General features: G+C 68.6%; 13 protein-coding genes. 5 read left to right on the top strand and 8 right to left on the bottom strand.

Translation table 11 applies throughout. The features are described 5' to 3' along the window. Positions 1-11: 11 nt before the first annotated feature. Positions 12-3,164, top strand: a complete 3,153-nt coding sequence (locus tag BM198_RS10405; RefSeq protein ID WP_074969768.1) for an efflux RND transporter permease subunit — start codon at positions 12-14, stop codon at positions 3,162-3,164. A 42-nt stretch (positions 3,165-3,206) separates the two neighbouring features. Here BM198_RS10405 and BM198_RS10400 read toward each other — a convergent pair whose 3' ends face one another. From BM198_RS10400 to folE2, 4 genes are all read right to left on the bottom strand, one after another. Then, the gene (locus BM198_RS10400) at positions 3,207-3,953 is read right to left on the bottom strand and encodes a DUF695 domain-containing protein (protein WP_074969766.1); all 747 of its coding nucleotides are present in this window, start codon (positions 3,951-3,953) and stop codon (positions 3,207-3,209) included. 222 nt (positions 3,954-4,175) lie between these two features. Further along, on the bottom strand, positions 4,176-4,382 hold the full coding sequence (locus tag BM198_RS10395) for a hypothetical protein (protein ID WP_044409945.1): 207 nt from the start codon (positions 4,380-4,382) through the stop codon (positions 4,176-4,178). 140 nt (positions 4,383-4,522) lie between these two features. Next, a complete protein-coding gene (locus BM198_RS10390) occupies positions 4,523-5,845 on the bottom strand; it encodes an OprD family porin (protein ID WP_074969764.1) in 1,323 nt (440 codons plus the stop codon). 255 nt (positions 5,846-6,100) lie between these two features. Further along, positions 6,101-6,991 carry a GTP cyclohydrolase FolE2 gene (gene folE2 / locus BM198_RS10385; protein ID WP_074969762.1) on the bottom strand — a complete coding sequence of 297 codons (891 nt, stop codon included), beginning with the start codon at positions 6,989-6,991 and terminating at the stop codon, positions 6,101-6,103. Between the two features lie 75 nt (positions 6,992-7,066). Between folE2 and dksA the strand changes: the two genes are divergently transcribed. Genes dksA through BM198_RS10370 form a run of 3 tightly spaced genes read left to right on the top strand, consistent with a single transcriptional unit; the run spans position 7,067 to position 9,365 of the window. Next, complete coding sequence (gene dksA, locus BM198_RS10380; RefSeq protein WP_074969760.1) at positions 7,067-7,483, top strand: RNA polymerase-binding protein DksA; 417 nt, start codon at positions 7,067-7,069, stop codon at positions 7,481-7,483. A gap of 32 nt (positions 7,484-7,515) precedes the next feature. Then, on the top strand, positions 7,516-8,721 hold the full coding sequence (zigA, locus tag BM198_RS10375) for a zinc metallochaperone GTPase ZigA (protein WP_074969758.1): 1,206 nt from the start codon (positions 7,516-7,518) through the stop codon (positions 8,719-8,721). Beyond that, positions 8,721-9,365 (top strand): DUF1826 domain-containing protein, encoded by a 645-nt coding sequence (locus tag BM198_RS10370; RefSeq protein ID WP_074969756.1) that lies wholly within the window; start codon positions 8,721-8,723, stop codon positions 9,363-9,365. Before zigA ends, BM198_RS10370 begins: the two co-directional genes overlap by 1 nt. A 149-nt stretch (positions 9,366-9,514) precedes the next feature. On the opposite strand, the gene BM198_RS10365 is transcribed toward BM198_RS10370, so the two are convergent. Further along, positions 9,515-9,901, bottom strand: coding sequence for a hypothetical protein (locus BM198_RS10365; RefSeq protein WP_044409936.1), 387 nt, complete (start codon positions 9,899-9,901; stop codon positions 9,515-9,517). Positions 9,902-9,983: 82 nt separating this feature from the next. Here BM198_RS10365 and BM198_RS10360 point away from each other — a divergent pair, with 82 nt between their 5' ends. Continuing rightward, positions 9,984-10,952, top strand: coding sequence for a CobW family GTP-binding protein (locus tag BM198_RS10360; protein WP_074969992.1), 969 nt, complete (start codon positions 9,984-9,986; stop codon positions 10,950-10,952). A gap of 144 nt (positions 10,953-11,096) precedes the next feature. Here the strand turns inward: BM198_RS10360 and BM198_RS10355 are convergent, their stop codons facing one another. From BM198_RS10355 to BM198_RS10345, 3 genes are all read right to left on the bottom strand, one after another. Next, positions 11,097-12,404, bottom strand: a complete 1,308-nt coding sequence (locus BM198_RS10355) for an MFS transporter (RefSeq protein ID WP_044409934.1) — start codon at positions 12,402-12,404, stop codon at positions 11,097-11,099. 1,683 nt (positions 12,405-14,087) lie between these two features. Beyond that, the gene (locus tag BM198_RS10350) at positions 14,088-15,434 is read right to left on the bottom strand and encodes a sigma-54-dependent transcriptional regulator (RefSeq protein ID WP_044409931.1); all 1,347 of its coding nucleotides are present in this window, start codon (positions 15,432-15,434) and stop codon (positions 14,088-14,090) included. Next, a complete protein-coding gene (locus tag BM198_RS10345; protein ID WP_083422371.1) occupies positions 15,431-17,122 on the bottom strand; it encodes an ATP-binding protein in 1,692 nt (563 codons plus the stop codon). Before BM198_RS10345 ends, BM198_RS10350 begins: the two co-directional genes overlap by 4 nt. Positions 17,123-17,354: the final 232 nt, after the last annotated feature.

Raw genomic sequence — 17,354 nt, 5'->3', positions numbered from 1 at the left:
GAGTAGCCACCATGTTCGAACGCATTCTCCGCTTCGCCATCGAGCAGCGCCTGCTGGTGATGCTCGCCGTGCTGGCGATGGCCGGCCTGGGCATCGCCAGCTACCAGAAGCTGCCCATCGACGCCGTCCCCGACATCACCAACGTCCAGGTGCAGATCAACACCGCCGCGCCCGGGTCTTCGCCCCTGGAGACCGAGCAGCGCATCACCTTCCCCATCGAGACCGCCATGGCCGGCCTGCCGCACCTGAAGCAGACCCGCTCGCTGTCCCGCTCCGGGCTGTCCCAGGTCACCGTCACCTTCGAAGACGGCACCGACCTGTACTTCGCTCGGCAACTGGTCAACGAGCGCCTGCAGACGGCCCGCGAGCAATTGCCCGAAGGCGCCGAGGCGGTCATGGGGCCGATCTCCACCGGCCTCGGCGAGATCTTCCTGTGGACGGTGGAAGCCGAGGAGGGCGCCCTCAAGGCCGACGGCACGCCCTACAGCGCCACCGACCTGCGGGTGATCCAGGACTGGATCATCAAGCCGCAGCTGCGCACCGTGCCCGGCGTCGCCGAGATCAACACCATCGGCGGCCACGCCAAGCTGTTCCAGGTCGCCCCCGACCCGGCGCGCCTGGCCGCCTACCGCATCACCCTGGCGGACCTGGTCACCGCCCTGGAACGCAACAACGCCAACGTCGGTGCCGGCTTCATCGAGCGCAACGGCGAACAGCTGACCATCCGCGCACCCGGCCAGCTGGAGGGCATCGAGGACATCGCCGCCATCGTCGTCACCCAGCGCGAGGGCACGCCCATCCGCGTGCGCGACGTGGCGCGGGTGGCCATCGGCGAGGAGCTGCGCAGCGGCGCCGCCACCGAGAACGGCCGCGAGGTGGTACTCGGCACCGTGTTCATGCTCATCGGCGAGAACAGCCGCAGCGTCTCCCAGGCGGTGGCCGAGCGCCTGGAGAGCATCAACCGCAGCCTGCCCACCGGCGTGGTGGCGGTGCCGGTGTACGACCGCACCCACCTGGTGGACAAGGCCATCGCCACGGTGAAGAAGAACCTGATCGAGGGCGCCATCCTGGTGGTGGCCGTGCTCTTCCTGTTCCTCGGCAACATCCGCGCGGCGCTGATCACCGCCCTGGTGATCCCGCTGTCGATGCTCTTCACCTTCACCGGCATGTTCGCCAACAAGGTCAGCGCCAACCTGATGAGCCTGGGCGCGCTGGACTTCGGCATCATCGTCGACGGCGCGGTGGTGATCGTGGAGAACGCCATCCGCCGCCTGGCCCACGCCCAGCAGCGCCACGGCCGCCTGCTGACCCGCAGCGAGCGCCTGCACGAGGTGTTCGCCGCCTCCCGCGAGGCGCGTCGGGCCCTGGTGTTCGGCCAGCTGATCATCATGGTGGTGTACCTGCCGATCTTCGCCCTCACCGGGGTCGAGGGGAAAATGTTCCACCCCATGGCCTTTACCGTGGTGATCGCCCTGTTCGGCGCGATGATCCTCTCGGTCACCTTCGTCCCGGCGGCCATCGCCCTGTTCATCACCGGCCGCGTGCGCGAGGAAGAGAACGCCGTGATGCGTGCCGCCCGGCGCGGCTACGCCCCGGTGCTGGCCTGGGTGATGCGCCGGCGCAACCTGGCCTTCGCCCTGGCGGCCGCCAGCGTGCTCGGTGCCGGCGTGCTGGCCAGCCGCATGGGCAGCGAGTTCGTCCCCAGCCTCAGCGAGGGTGATTTCGCCCTGCAGGCCCTGCGCGTGCCCGGCACCGGCCTCGGCCAGTCGCTGGACATGCAGCAGCGCCTGGAACGCGCCCTGGTGGCGCAGGTGCCGGAGGTGCTGCGGGTGTTCGCCCGCACCGGCACCGCCGAGATCGCCTCCGACCCGATGCCGCCGAACATCTCCGACGCCTACGTGATGCTGCGCCCGCGCGAGCAATGGCCGGACCCGGGCAAGAGCCGCGAGGCGCTGGTGGCCGAGATCCAGCAGGTGGCGGCCGGCGTGCCGGGGAGCAACTACGAGCTGTCGCAGCCGATCCAGCTGCGCTTCAACGAGCTGATCTCCGGGGTGCGCAGCGACGTGGCGGTGAAGGTCTTCGGGGACGACATGGACGTGCTCGGCAGCACCGCCCAGCGCATCGCCACGACCCTGCAGCAGGTGCCGGGCGCCTCCGAGGTGAAGGTGGAGCAGACCTCCGGTCTGCCGGTGCTCACCGTCAACATCGACCGCGACAAGGCCGCGCGCTACGGCCTCAACGTCGGCGACGTGCAGGACACCCTGGCCATGGCCGTCGGTGGGCGCCAGGCCGGCACCCTGTTCGAGGGTGACCGCCGCTTCGATCTGGTGGTGCGCCTCGACGAGGGGCTGCGCACCGACCCGCAGGGCCTGTCGCGCCTGCTGCTGCCGCTGCCCGGCGGCGCGGCGGACGGCATCGCCTTCATCCCCCTGGGGGACGTGGCCACCCTCGACCTGGAGCTGGGGCCGAACCAGGTCAGCCGCGAGAACGGCAAGCGCCTGGTGGTGGTGAGCGCCAACGTGCGCGGCCGCGACATCGGCTCCTTCGTGGCCGAGGCCGAGTCGCGCATCCAGGCGGAGGTGCAGGTGCCGGCCGGCTACTGGACCACCTGGGGCGGCCAGTTCGAGCAGCTGCAATCGGCCGCGCGGCGCCTGCAGGTGGTGGTGCCGGTGGCGCTGCTGCTGGTCTTCACCCTGCTGTTCATGATGTTCAACAACGTCAAGGACGGCCTGCTGGTGTTCACCGGCATCCCCTTCGCCCTCACCGGCGGGGTGCTGGCGCTGTGGCTGCGGGACATCCCCCTGTCGATCTCCGCCGGGGTCGGCTTCATCGCCCTGTCCGGGGTGGCGGTGCTCAATGGCCTGGTGATGCTGGCGTTCATCCGCAACCTGCGGGAGGAGGGGCGTTCGCTGGTGGATGCGGTGAACGAAGGGGCGCTGACCCGGCTGCGGCCGGTGCTGATGACGGCCCTGGTGGCCTCCCTCGGCTTCGTGCCCATGGCCCTGGCCACCGGCACCGGGGCGGAGGTGCAGCGGCCGCTGGCCACCGTGGTGATCGGCGGCATCCTCTCGTCCACGGCGCTGACGCTGCTGGTGCTGCCGGCGCTCTACCTGCGTGCGCACCAGCGCGACGAGGAAGAGGACGAAGCCGACGAGCGCGGCTGACCCGGGCGGCGCCACCCGTGTTCGCGGGTGGCGCCGGTGGCGTCAGTCGGCGCTGACCAGCTGGGTTTCCCAGCCGTCGTAGCGGCCACCGTGGTCCTCGGCCAGGTGGAACAGCGGCAGGGTGACGCTGTCGATCTCGGCGAAGGAGGGCAGGTCCTTGCGCCACAGGTGCACGCTGTACTGCCCGTCTTCGTTGGCCGCGATCGGCACCCGCAGCGAGAAGCCCAGGGCCTGGGCGCGGTTGGCGAAGGCCTGGGCGTCGCCGGCCTCGGCGAATTCGGCCCAGTGGTCGATGTCACGCGGGGTGTCGAGGCGGTCGCCGTTCTGTTCCAGGGTCTGGCAGACCCGGCGGTTCTGGATGCATTGGTGGTCGATGGCGCTGGGGTACAGGTACTCCAGGTAGGTCGACCAGCCCGGGTCGGGGTTGCTGCCGGCCTCGAAGCGGTAGTCCGGGAAGCCCCGGAACGCCTCGGCCACGCGGGCTTCCCAGCCTTGCGGATGGGCGGTGTAGAAGAAGAAATCGCGGCAGCCGTTGGTGGTGCAACGCCCGACGTAGGCGTGGTCGGCATCCTCCAGCTTCGGCAGCACGGCGTCCTCCAGCGCGATCAGCGCGTCGTACTCCTCGTTGCTCGACAGGCCGTCGCCCCGTGGCGCGTTCATCTCCACGCGCACGTAGGCCATGGCCGGCAGGCGCTCGATCGGCGCCTGTTCCACGGCACCCAGGTCGACAAACAGCGATGCTGGGCGGTCATCCACCCGGGCGAAATAGAAATCCCAGTTCTCGGTCATCAGTCTCCCTCCCTGTTGGGGTGGCGAGACTGTAGCGGGTTTGCCGGGGCAAGAAGCGGACCTGGCGCACGGCGGGCCGTGGCGCGGCAATCGGTCGCTGGAGAGAGGAGGGAGAGGATTTGCGACCGGACGGCCACAAAAAAAGGCGCCCATCCGGGGCGCCTCAGGGTCCACCACATCCAAAGGAGCGGAAGCGGGAGGTGGACGTATTGCCTGGGGAAATCAGTTGTTGGCGCGTTCGGCGCCCCTGGCTTCGGCCTTGTCGGCGTCGCGCTGGGCGGTGAGTGTCTGGCTGTCGTCGGCCGGGCGGGCGAGCTGGGCATCGCGGGCGGCCTGGACCATCTGCTGGGCGCGCTCCGAGCCGTCTTCGGCGAGGGCGGCGGTGGCGTTCAGGCCAAGCAGGGCGATCAGGAGAAGACTGGCTTTCATGGGGGTAACCTCGTTCATCTTTCGGGATTGGCGTCGAACCACGAGGCCCATGCTAAGGAGCGGAGGCTAACAGGACGGTGAGGCGCGGATTACATCTTTGATATCCGGGCCGACCCCCGTGGGGCGGCCCGGACGCCCCGTCAGAGCACGTTCAGCGGGTACTCGACGATCAGGCGCACCTCGTCCAGGTCCGACTCGAAGTCGGTGGCGCGGGTGGTGGCCTGGCGCAGGCGCAGGGACAGGTCCTTCAGCGAGCCGCTCTGCACCACGTAGCGGGCCTCGATGTCGCGCTCCCAGCGCTTCTGGTCCACCAGCGGGTCGCCGTTGCCGTCGCGGCGCATGTAGGTGCTGTTGGCGTGGGAGTAGTCCGCGTCGGTGCCACGGGCGTAGCGGGTCATGAAGCTCAGGCCCGGTACGCCGTAGGCGGCCATGTCCAGGTCGTAGCGGAGCATCCAGGAGCGCTCCTTCGGCGAGTTGAAGTCGCTGTACTGGATGGAGTTGTCGAGGAAGATCGAGTCGGACTGGCGCAGGTAGTCGAAGTCGTCGTCACCGGTGTTGCGCTGGTGCGACAGCGCCAGGGTGTGGGCGCCGTAGCGCACGCCGACCTTGCCGCTGTAGATGGTGTTGTCGAACGTGCCCAGCAGGCGGCGCCCTTCGTCGGTGGCCTTGTACAGGTTGAGGCCGCCGATCAGGGCCAGGTCCTCGCCCAGCGGGTACTCCAGCTGGAGGCCGGCGTAGTGCTGGTTCCAGGCGTCCTTGAGGCGGCTGCTGTAGAGGCTCAGGCCCAGGTACTCGTTCACCTGGTAGTCACCGCCCAGGTAGGCCACCCAGGGGGCGTCCACGCGGCCGGCGTAGAAGGTGGCGAAGTTGCCGCGCATGCCGCTTTCCTGGGGCTGGCTCATGGCGTGCAGGCGCCCGGCCTGGACCTTCAGGCCCTCCAGGCTGGTGTTCTCCAGGGTCACGCCACGGAAGCTCTCCGGCAGCAGGCGGGCGTCGCCGTAGTGCACCACCGGGGTGGTGGGGAACACGTCGCCGGCCTTGAGCACGGTGTCGAAGGCCCGCACCTTCAGGGCGCCGCCGGTCTTGGAATAGCGGTCCTCGGCCTCGCCGCGGCTGTTCACCGGCAGCAGGTTGACGCTGCCGCCCGGGCCGTAGCGGCCGTCGCCGGTGTCCAGCTTCAGGCCGAGCATGGCGAAGGCGTCGATGCCGACCCCTACCGTGCCTTCGGTGAAGCCGGACTGGAAGGTGGCGATCACGCCGTGGGCCCAGGCTTCGGTGTAGCCGTTGCCGGTGGGGCTGGACTGGCCGTGGCGGAAGTCCCGGTTCATGTAGAAGTTGCGGTTGAGGATGGTGAGGCTGCTGCCTTCGATGAAGCCTTCGGGCTTCTGCTCGGCGGCCTGCAGGGGTGTGCTGGCGGCGAGGGCGACGAAGAGGGCCAGGGGGGCCCGGGCGGATTGGATCATCGGATGCTCCTGTTCGTGTATGGCAGGTCGTGGAGGCCATGTCGTTGTTGTTATCGAACACGCCGACGCTCACGCGGGCGGCGCGCGGCGGGGCTATCGTGGCAAGCGCCGGATAACCCGGAGATGAGGCGCTGATTACAATTCCGTAATCCGCCCGCCAGGGGGACAGGGGCAGCCGGGGGCCTCAGGCCGGGCGCAATGCCACGGCCTGGGAGCGGGAAGGGCAGTTGGAGGGGGCCGGGCGGGGAAGGGGGCTCAGGTCCAGAGCCAGTGGATTTCCGCCACGGCGTCGTGGGCGTGCAGGCTTTCCTCGTGCTCCACACGCACCTTGAATGCAGCCAGGTCCGGCAGCGCCCGCAGGGGCTCGGCCAGGCGCCGCGCGGCGTCCTCGCAGAACATCAGGTTGTGGCCATTGGCCAGCGCAAAGGCCTGCTCGTCGGCGCGCTTCACGGCAGTCTGCAGCGCCGTGCCCAGGGCGGCTTCGCAGCGGTCCACCAGCTCGATCCAGTCCGGCGCCTGAAGCGGGTCCGCCGGGCGCAGCCACAGCCGCGCCTTGCTGCGCTGGCTGTGGGGCGTGGCGGGCATGGCCGCTTCGCTGCCCAGCCATTCATGCAGGGCTTCCCAGGTGGGTGCCTGCCCGGCGAAGCGTTCGCTGAAGGCACGCTGGGTCATCTGCCGTGACAGCGCCGCCGAGCACGGGCAGGTGGAGGAGTAGCCCAGTTCCAGCATGAGTTCCACGTGAAACCCCCGTGGATCCAGGCTCAGCGCGATTTCGAAGGGGTAGGCCTTGTGCCCCGACAGCGGGCTGACCAGCGCCGGACGCTTGAGCAGCAGCTCACCGGCCACCCGCAGGTGTGCCGAGAGGGACAGGCCCTGGTGGCTGTCGAGGAAGTGCTGCAGCAGCGCCTGCAGGGCGGTGAGGGTCAGCTCCTCGCCGGCCAGGGCCTCCAGCGCCAGGTACAGCCGCGACATGTGGATGCCGCGTACGCCTGGGGTGTCGAGGCTGACGCTGGCTTCCACCCGCGCCTGCACGGCTTGCCCGGCCACCTGCAACGGCAAGCGGATGCCGGCCATGCCGACGCGGTCCAGCGGGGCGAGGGTGGCCTGGGTCTGGCTGGCCACGTCGGGCAGGGAGAGGTCGTTCATCGTCGGGCTCGGCTTGCGGGAAATTCGATATGTTATGTTATAACACTTGAAAATCAAGCCACCCTTGCCGAAGCCATGCACCTCATCACCAGCGAAGACGACCTGCTCAGCCAACCGGACGAGCAGTACATGGACGACGCCCAGCAAGCCTTCTTCCAGCGCCTGCTGGAGGCCCAGCGGGACGACCTGCGTACGCGCATCGACAACGAGATGAACGAGCTGCGGGAGATCGAGCCCGCCAGCGACGAGGTGGACGTGGCCGCCCGCGAAGAGCAGCGCCAGTGGCAACTGCGCCGCCTGGAACGGGAAAAGAAGCTGCTGGACAAGATCGACAGCGCCCTGGACCGCCTCGCCCGTGGCGAGTACGGCTGGTGCCGGGAGACCGGCGAGCCGATCGGCCTGCGCCGCCTGCTGCTGCGGCCCACCGCCGAGCTGTGCATCGAGGCCAAGGAGCGCGAAGAGCGTCGCGAACGGCACCTGCGCGACGCCTGAACTCATAACCGTGCCCTGAAGAGGATTCCGCCATGCAAGAGCGTCTTCCCGTCACCGTGCTGTCCGGCTTCCTGGGAGCCGGCAAGAGCACCCTGCTCAACCAGATCCTGAAGAACCGCGAGCACCTGCGGGTCGCCGTGATCGTCAACGACATGAGCGAGATCAACATCGACGGCAGCGAGGTCCAGCGCGACGTCAGCCTCAACCGGGGCGAAGAGCGCCTGGTGGAGATGAGCAACGGCTGCATCTGCTGCACCCTGCGCGAGGACCTGCTGGAGGAAGTCGGCCGGCTGGCCCGCGAAGGCCGCTTCGACTACCTGCTGATCGAGTCCACTGGCATCTCCGAACCCTTGCCGGTGGCCGAGACCTTCACCTTCCTCGACGAGGACGGTCGTGGCCTGTCCGACGTCGCCCGCCTCGACACCCTGGTCACCGTGGTGGACGGGGTGAACTTCCTGCGCGACTTCCACCAGGCCGAGAGCTTGGCCAGCCGTGGCGAAACCCTGGGTGAAGACGACGAGCGCTCCATCACCGACCTGCTGATCGACCAGGTGGAGTTCGCCGACGTCATCCTCATCAGCAAGATCGACCTCATCAGCCAGGCCGAGCGCGAGGAGCTCACCGCCATCCTCCAGCGGCTCAACACCGAGGCGGAGATCCTGCCCATGAGCATGGGCCGCGTGCCGCTGGACAAGGTGCTCAATACCGGCCGCTTCGATTTCGAACGGGCCGCCCGTGCGCCGGGCTGGCTCAAGGAACTGCGCGGCGAACACCAGCCGGAGACCGAAGCCTACGGCATCGCCTCCAGCGCCTACCGGGCCCGGCGGCCGTTCCACCCCGAGCGCTTCCATGCCTTCCTCAACCGCGAATGGCGCAACGGCCGGCTGCTGCGCTCCAAGGGCTTCTTCTGGCTGGCCAGCGCCTGGCGCGAGGCCGGCAGCTGGTCCCAGGCCGGCGGCCTGATGCGCTACGGCCATGCCGGGCGCTGGTGGCGCTTCGTCCCGCGCGAGCAGTGGCCCCAGGACGAAGAAGGCCTGGAAGCGATCTTCAAGCACTGGGACCCGCAGGTGGGTGACTGCCGGCAGGAGTTGGTGTTCATCGGCCAGGGCATCGACTTTGCGCGCCTGCACGCCGAGCTGGATGACTGCCTGCTGGACGATGCCGAGATGGCCCAGGGCGTCGAAGGCTGGTCGCGTCTGCCCGACCCCTTCGGCGGCCTGGTCGGGGAGGCGGCCTGATGGAAGCCCTGGCCCTGCGCCCGCCGCCCCGTGCGGCCATCGGCGACAACCCGGCGGTGCTGGGCGAAGCCCTGCGGGACGAGGTCAACCTCGCCGTCTGGGAGCGCCAGCTGCCCCTGCACATCAGCGACTACGCCCGCTGCCTGCTGGGGCTCGGGGAACCCTTGAGCGAGTCCCTGACCCTGGAGCTGCCGGACCCGGAGGCGCCCCTCGACCTGAGCAACCTGGCCCGGCGCTTCGCCGACATCGACGGCCATGCCGGCTTCCTCGCCGACGTGGCCTGGCTGGTGCGCGCCTTCGCCTGCCTGCTGGATGCCCGGCGCATCGGCCTGCGCCTGCGGCGCCTGGACCGCGCCATGTGCCCGCGCTACCACGTCGACCACGTGCCCCTGCGGCTGATCACCACCTACGCCGGGGCCGGCAGCCACTGGCTGCAGGAAGGCCAGATGCCCCGCAGCCGCCTGGGCGACCCCGCCGCCGAGCCCGCAGCCGTACCCGCCGGGCAGACCCTGGCGGCCGGCCATGTGGCCTTGTTCAAGGGCGAGAAGTGGCTGGGCAATGAGGGGCGAGGGGTTATCCACAGGTCGCCGGACGTCCTTCCGGGCGAGGCGCGCTTGCTGCTGACGCTGGATTGGTTGGCCTGAGCGGCAGGTGTGGTTGTGCTCGATGGGGTGGGGCGGCAGGTGCCGGGTCGGCCGGTGCTTATCCACAGGTCAAAAAAAGGGCCACCCGAAGGTGGCCCTGCATCACCGAGGCCCTGCCGGCTGGGCCGGCATGAGCGAGGTACCCGAGGCTATTTCACCGCCTGGCTGTTACCGGCTGATGACGACGGGCTTTCCCAGGTGCCTTTGCCCTGGCCCTCGCAGAACGGCTTGAGGTAGCGCGCGTCGCTGGCGACGCCGTAGTAGTAGAGGTCCTGGCGGTAGGCGATGTTGCTGACCTGGCTGTTGCGGCAGACGCCGAAGGCCCCTTCGGGGCACTGCTCGGCGTAGCTCACCTCCACCTTCTGGCCCGGCATCTCCGGCTTGCAGAAGCCGTCGCGGAACAACTGGGAGGGAATGCTGCGGTTGGCCTGGCAGACCTTCACGTCCAGCCGGTCGCTCTGGCTGTGGACAATGCAGGCTTCCGCCAGGGCCTGGGACGAGGCGAGCAGCAGCAGGGGCAGCAGGAACACACGCATGAAGCACCGACCAAGATCGTTGAGATGCGCGACTTTATCACGGCCCTTTATTCACAGACTGTGACACCGCACCATGGCCTCCATGCTGACCCACATCCCCACCCACCTGGTGGCCGGCCCTCTCGGTGCCGGCAAGACCAGCCTGATCCGCCACCTGCTGGCCCAACGCCCCGTGGGCGAACGCTGGGCGGTGCTTATCAACGAATTCGGCCAGGTCGGCCTGGATGCCGCGCTGCTGGAAACCGGCGAGGACGGCATCAGCCTGGCCGAGGTGGCCGGCGGCTGCCTCTGCTGCGTCAACGGCGCGCCCTTCCAGGTCGGGCTCGGGCGCCTGCTGCGCAAGGCGCGGCCGGACCGGCTGTTCATCGAACCGTCCGGGCTGGGCCATCCCGCTGAGTTGCGTCGGCAGCTCGTTGCGGCGCCCTGGACCGAGGTGCTGGCCCTGCAGCCCACCCTGGTGGTGCTGGATGCCCAGGCCCTGGCCCGGGGCGAGCCGCTGCCCGCCAGCCAGCAGGCGGCACTGGAAGGTGCCGGGCTGCTGGTGCTGAACAAGGCCGAGGGCCTGCAAGCCGACGTTCGCCAGCGCATCGCCCAGGCCCTGCCGGCGGTACCCCAGTGCTGGACCCAGCAGGGCCAGCTGCCGCTGGAACGCCTGCCCGGCCTGGCGGCGCGCGTCGGCGCGGCTGTGGATAACCTCGCGCTGCCCAGTGCCCCGCCGTCTTTGCCGACCCTGTGGACAGACCCCACCCGACCCCTCTGCCAGGCGGGTGGCCAGGGGGAGGGTTGGAGCATCGGCTGGCGCTGGCACCCGTCCCAACGCTTCGACCCGGAGCACCTGGCCGCCTGGCTCCAGGGCCTGGACTGGCGCCGCGCCAAGCTGGTTATCCACAGCGCGCAAGGCTGGGTCTCGGCCAACGCCCTGGACGGCGCCCCGCTGCACTGGCGCCCCAGTGAGTGGCGGCGGGATTCGCGGCTGGAGCTGATCTTCAGCGAGCCGCAGGAGGCGGCCGTCCTCTCGGCGGGGCTTGAGGCCTGTCGGTTGCGGGAGTGATGCCTCTCCAGTACTCGGGAGGGAGCTGGGCGCCTGGATACAGAGCGCGAGGCGTACAGAAACGAAAACGGGCCCTTGCGGGCCCGTCTGCGGAATAAAACGGCTACGGCAAACCGCAGCCAGGGCCAGGGCGGCCCAAGGGAATCAGTCGTCGTTCATGCGCGAGTGGGTGCGGGTGTCCTTCATGAACAGGTACACCATCAGCGAGCAGGCGATGCAGGCGGTCACGTACCAGTAGAAGCCGCTCTCCATGCCGATGCTCTTGAACCACAGCGCGATGTACTCGGCGGTGCCGCCGAAGATGGACACGGTCAGCGCGTAGGGCAGGCCCACGCCCAGGGCGCGGATCTCGGTGGGGAACAGCTCGGCCTTCACCACGGCGTTGATCGAGGTGTAGCCGCTGACGATCACCAGCGCCGCCATGATCAGGAAGAACGCGCCCCACCAGGTCTCGATGGTGTGCAGGGTGCTGAGGATCGGGTAGGTGAACAGGGTGCCCAGCACGCCGAAGGCGATCAGGATCGGGCGCCGGCCGATCTTGTCCGAGAGCGCGCCGACGATGGGCTGCAGCAGCATGAACAGGAACAGCGTGGCGGCCGAGATCATGGTCGAGTCGTCCTTGCTCATGCCCACGGTGTTGACCAGGTACTTCTGCATGTAGGTGGTGTAGGTGTAGAAGGCCAGGGTCCCGCCCATGGTCAGGCCGACCACGGTCAGCACTTCCTTGGGGTGGCGCATCAGAGTGCGCAGCAGGCTTTCCTTGGGCTTGTCCTTCTTCTGGGTGAAGGAGTCGGTCTCCTCCATGCCGCGACGCAGGAACATCGCCACCACGGCGCAGGCCGCGCCGATGAAGAAGGGTACGCGCCAGCCCCAGCTGTCCAGCTGCTCGGTGGTCAGGGTCTGCTGCAGCACGATCAGCACCGCCAGGGCGATGAGCTGGCCGGAGATCAGCGTCACGTACTGGAAGCTGGAGTAGAAGCCGCGCTGTTCCTTGGTGGCCATCTCCGACAGGTAGGTGGCGGAGGTGCCGTATTCACCACCCACCGAGAGGCCCTGCAGCAGGCGGGCGATCACCAGCAGGATGGGCGCGGCGATGCCGATGCTCTCGTAGCTGGGGGTCAGGGCGATGATCAGCGAGCCGAAGCACATCAGCAGCACCGAGGCCAGCAGGGCAGCCTTGCGGCCCTTGCGGTCGGCGTAGATGCCCATCAGCCAGCCGCCGATGGGGCGCATCAGGAAGCCCACGGCGAAGATCGCGGCGGTGTTCAGCAGCTGGGCGGTCAGGTCGCCCTGGGGGAAGAAGGCCTTGGCGAAGTACAGCGAGAAGGCGGCGTAGACGTACCAGTCGTACCACTCCACCAGGTTGCCCACCGAGCCGCTGAAGATCGACTTGATGCGCTGGGATGTGGTGCGGGTTGCTGCTGAGGCAGTCAGGGTGCTGGAGCTTTCCATCGTGGTTCCTCGAGTCGTTGTTGTTGTGTGCACGGACTGGCCGGGCTTGGACAGGCGCCATAGCAGGACCTGTGCCAGGCACCGGAGGCCGCGCCGTTGCTGGGTTTCGGCTCGATGGAGGGGCATCGCTGCGCGGAATCCCGCCGATGCCGGAACGGGCCATGAGCGGGTTCTTGCCGAGTGCCCGGTGCTGGTGTGCGCATGCCTTCGGCATGGCTTCCGGGCACCGCGCCGCACATGGGAAGCGCCAGGGGCAGGTGTTCATCCCCGATTCCGGTGGAGCACAGCGTGGACAAGCTGTGGGCAGCTTCCCGTATACCCCGTCTTCCGTGGCTTTTAGGCATTCGATCAGGATTTGCACAGGGCAGGGCCTGTGGATGGGCGTCCGCCCTGTGGGCGACTGTCCCCAAATGGCTTGGATTAGCCTGTGGAAAAGCTGTAGCCACCACGCCAGAGGCCAGGCTGCACGCTGCCTGTGGAGGTTTGATCACTTAATGTCCAACGGGATAAGTTAGCGGATACGGCCTGTTGGGTATCGTCCCCAATTCCCGTGGACGGTACTGTGCCCAAGCTGTGGATAGATCGACAAAGCCCAGTATCGATGGGCCTTTCAGACGTTCGTACAGATTCTGATCAGTAGCTGGGCCCTGCCATGCGCCGGTTTTCCGCGGCTGTGAACTGTGGACAAAACCGCTGCATGATCCCCACCTGTCCCCAAACGCCGGGGATGAGCCTGTGGACAAGCTGTAGCCAGACCGTCGGAGGCCTGATTTGGCGGGGCTTTTGGCGTTTAGATTATTTTTTGATCGATGCGCGGGCTCTCCAGTCGTGTGGAAAAGGCCCTGCGCCGGTGGCCTCGCTGTCCACATTGCCCCCAGTATCCGGGGAAGACCCTGTGGAAAAACTGTACGCACCTGTCTGCTACCCACGGCTGGCGGGCTGTTCAGCCGATTGATCATTAATTGAGCCCTTGCTGGCCGGCATCTGGCGTGTGCCGTACAGGCCGGGCCGGAGCGGCAGTCGGCCTGTCAGAAGGGGCGTTCTCCCTGCTATCCACACCGTCCCCAATAACGGTGGAAGGGCCTGTGTACAAGCTGTCTGTACCTCTCTGAAGACCAGGGATTGCAAGGCCTCCAAGGGTTTGTACGAATTCTGAGCGATGGCCCGGGCGCACCGCACGCAGCGGTGGTGTTTGCCTGTTCATCACGCTATCAACAGTCCCCAGATCAGGTGGAACAGCCTGTTGATAAGCTGTGCTCAATTGCTTTCAGGCCTTTATTCATAAGGCTTTCATCGATCTGATCGCGTTTTGACCAGGGGCGCGAGGACGATTGGATGCACACAGCGAGCGACGCGCTGGCGGTACTGTCCACAATTGTCCTCGCTTAAAGGGGAAAAATCTGTGGATAAACTGTTTTCAGTTGTACACAGGCCGTGTCGGGCGCGGCACGGAGCAAACTGTGCATTTACTGATCATGTTTTTCGCAAGGCCACGCCATACAAGGGATTTTGCGGAGTGAAGGGGGTGCGGAGTGTGGAAAAGCTCCGCCTGGGAGCTGTCCCCAGATAGCGTGTATCAACCTGTTGAAAAGCTGTGTCCACAGTGCTGAAGGCCCCGATTGACGGGGCCTTCGGCATTCAGGTGGATTTATGACCACAGGGCCGGAAGGCCCTGTGGATGGCTCAGTCGTCTTCGCCGGGGAGGAAGTCACCACGGGCCAGGCCGTGGCGTTGCATCTTCTCGTTGAGGGTGCGGCGCGGCAGTTGCAGCAGCGCCATCACCGCCTTGATGTCGCCCTTGCTGCGGGCCAGGGCCTGGCGCAGGCATTGCGCCTCGTAGGCTTCCATCAGCTCGGCCAGGGACGGCGCACTGTCCTCGCGGGGAGCGTCCAGCGGCGCGGCCAGCCCCAGCACGTGGCGCTCGGCGGCGTTGCCCAGCTCGCGCACGTTGCCGGGCCAGTCGTGGGCCAGCAGGTGCGCCAGCTCGGCCGGGGTGAGGTTCGGCACCGGGCGCTGCAGGCGTTCGCCGGCCAGGGCGGCGAAGTGTTCGAACAGCAGGGGGATGTCCTCGCGGCGGTCCCGCAGCGGCGGCAGCTGCAGCTCGGCGACGTTCAGGCGGTAGAGCAGGTCCTCGCGGAAGCGCCCGGCGCGTACTTCGTCGCGCAGGTCCGGCTTGGTGGCGGCCACCACCCGCACGTCGATGCGGATGCTCTGGTTGGAGCCCAGGCGCTCCAGTTGCTGCTCCTGCAGCACCCGCAGCAGCTTCACCTGCTGGGCCAGGGGCATGCTCTCGATCTCGTCGAGGAACAGGGTGCCGCCGTTGGCGTGCTCCAGCTTGCCGATGCGCTTGCCCTGGGCGCCGGTGAAGGCGCCGCTTTCATGGCCGAACAGCTCGCTCTCGAAGAGGTTCTCGGGGATGGCGGCGCAGTTGAGGGCGACGAAGGGCCGTTCCGCGCGCGGGCCGAAGTCGTGCAGGCAGCGCGCGACGAGCTCCTTGCCGCTGCCGGTGTCGCCCCGCAGCAGGACGTTCACCGGGGTCTGCGCCAGGTCCAGCACCTGTTTGCGCAGGTGCAGGATGGGCCGGGAGATGCCCAGCAGGCGGCCGTCCAGTTGCGCGCGGCTGTCCGCCTGCTGGCGCAGGCGGCGGTTCTCCTGCTGCAGGCGGCGCTTCTCCAGCGCGCGCTTGAGGCTGCCCAGCAGGCGCTCGGGGGTGAAGGGCTTCTCGATGAAGTCATAGGCGCCCAGGCGCATGGCCTCCACCGCCTGGGGCACGTCGCCGTGGCCGGTCACCAGCAGGAAGGGCAGGTCGCGGTCGCGGGCCTGGACCGCTTCCAGCAGGGCCAGGCCGTCCATGCCCGGCATGCGCAGGTCGCTGACCACCACGCCGGGGAAGTCCGGTTCCAGGGCGTGCAGGCACTCGGCGGCGCTGGCGCACAGGCGCACGGCGAAGCCGGAGAGTTCCAGCCATTCGCGCACGGCTTCGCGGATGGCGGCTTCGTCGTCGACGAAGATCACGTGGGGGGAGGTCATGCTCGCTCCTCGGGGGGGCTGGCCGGCAGGCTGAGGCGGAACACCGCGCCGGGGCCACGGTTTTCCGCAGACAGGCGCCCGCCCAGTTCATGGACGATGGCGTAGGACACGGCCAGGCCGAGGCCCAGGCCGTCGCCCACCGGTTTGGTGGTGAAGAAGGGATCGAAGACCTGGGGCAGGGCCTCGGCGGGGATGCCGCCGCCGTTGTCGGCGACCTCCAGGCACCAGTGCTCGCCGTCGCGTCGCAGGCTGATCTCCACCTTTGGCGAAGCCTGGCCGTCGACGGCATCCAGGGCGTTGCGCAGCAGGTTGACCAGCACCTGTTCCAGGCGGATGGCGTCGCCCTGGACCCAGGCCGGCTGCTCCAGGCGCTGGACGATGTGGGCGTCGCTGTCGCGCAGGCGCGGGGCGAGCAGTTGCAGGGCCTTGCCCACCACGTCGCCGAGTTCCAGGGTTTCCCGCAGGCCGCCGGGGGTGCGGCGGGCGTAGGTCTTGAGGTGGCCGGTGAGGGCGGCCATGCGCCGCAGCAGCTCGTCGAGCCGGTCGAGGGCCTTGCGCGCCGGTTCCAGCTGCCCGTTGTCCAGCATCAGGCGCAGGCTGCCCAGGTGCATGTGCAGGGCGGTCAGCGGCTGGTTGATCTCGTGGGCGAGGGCGGCCGACATCTGCCCCAGGGCGGCCAGCTTGGCGGCCTGCACCAGGCCGTCCTGGGCGGTGCGCAGGTCGGCGGTGCGCTGCTCCACCAGGCGCTCCAGCTCCTCGCGGCTCTGCTGGCGCAGGCGCGCCAGGCGCCAGCGCTGCTGCAGGAACAGGCCGAGGAAGAACAGCGCCGCCCACACCCCGCCGGCGGCCAGGCTGGCGGTGCGGGCGCTGCTGGCGGCGCCCTGGGGGCGGTGCAGCAGGTGCAGGGTCCAGCCCTCGCTGGGCAGCGCCTCGGATTCCCAGAGGTAGTCCTGTTCGCCGTCCGGGCCGTTGACCCGCACCAGGCGGCTGCCCTCGCCGAAGTCCTCGCGGGTCTGGTGCTCCAGGGGCACCAGGGGCTTCTTGTCGTACTGCCGGGTGGCTGCCAGCTCGGCACGCTGCCCTGCGTCCAGCGGCGCCAGCTCGCGGTAGCGCCAGGCCGGCTGGTTGGCGATGAAGACGATGCCCTTGGCGTCGCTCACCAGGATCACGTCGGGGCGTTCGCGCCACTGCTGCTCCAGCTCGGGGAACTCCAGCTTGACCACGATGGCGCCGAGGAAGCGCCCGGCATCGTCGTGGATGGCGTGGGAGAGGAAGTAGCCGGGGATGCCGCTGACCACGCCCACGGCGTAGAAGCGTCCGGTGCCCTGGGTGCGGGTTTCCAGGAAATAGGGGCGGAAGCCGTAGTTGTGGCCGACGTAGCTGGTGGGCAGGCGCCAGTTGCTGGCGGCGATGGCCAGGCCGTCTTCGCGCATCAGCTCCAGGGTGGAGGAGTGGGCGGCGCCGTTGATGCGTTCCAGCTTGAGGTTGAGCTGCCGTTGCAGGTCGTCGGTCAGCGGTGCCTGCAGCGCCTGGCGCAGCTCCGGGTCCAGGGCCAGCACGGCGGGCAGGGCGCGGTAGCGCTCGATCAGGGTGCTCAGGGCGCTGCGGTAGAGGCCGAGCTGGGCGCCGGCCTGGAGGCCTTCCTCGCGCAGTGCGGCGTACTCGGCCTGGCGCCCAGCCTGGTGCATCGACAGCAGCAGGCCGATGACGAACAGCAGGGTCAGCGGGACGATGCGCGGGGACAGGCTGGGCACGGGCGGGTCCGGGGTGGTGCAGGGGGGCTGCGACGATAGCACGAGCGGGGCGGCGGCGGCCTGTGGATAACCCCTGGAGCCCGGAGCCGGCGGGTCGGCACGGGTATCCACAGGCTGCCGGTGGGCGGCATCCGGCGATACACTGCGCGCTTCCCGTTGCGAGCCT

Source organism: Metapseudomonas otitidis (genome assembly GCF_900111835.1).
Taxonomy (GTDB): Bacteria; Pseudomonadota; Gammaproteobacteria; order Pseudomonadales; family Pseudomonadaceae; genus Metapseudomonas; species Metapseudomonas otitidis.
Note: the sequence above shows the minus strand (reverse complement) of the source record. Positions and strands in the feature narration are given on the sequence as shown.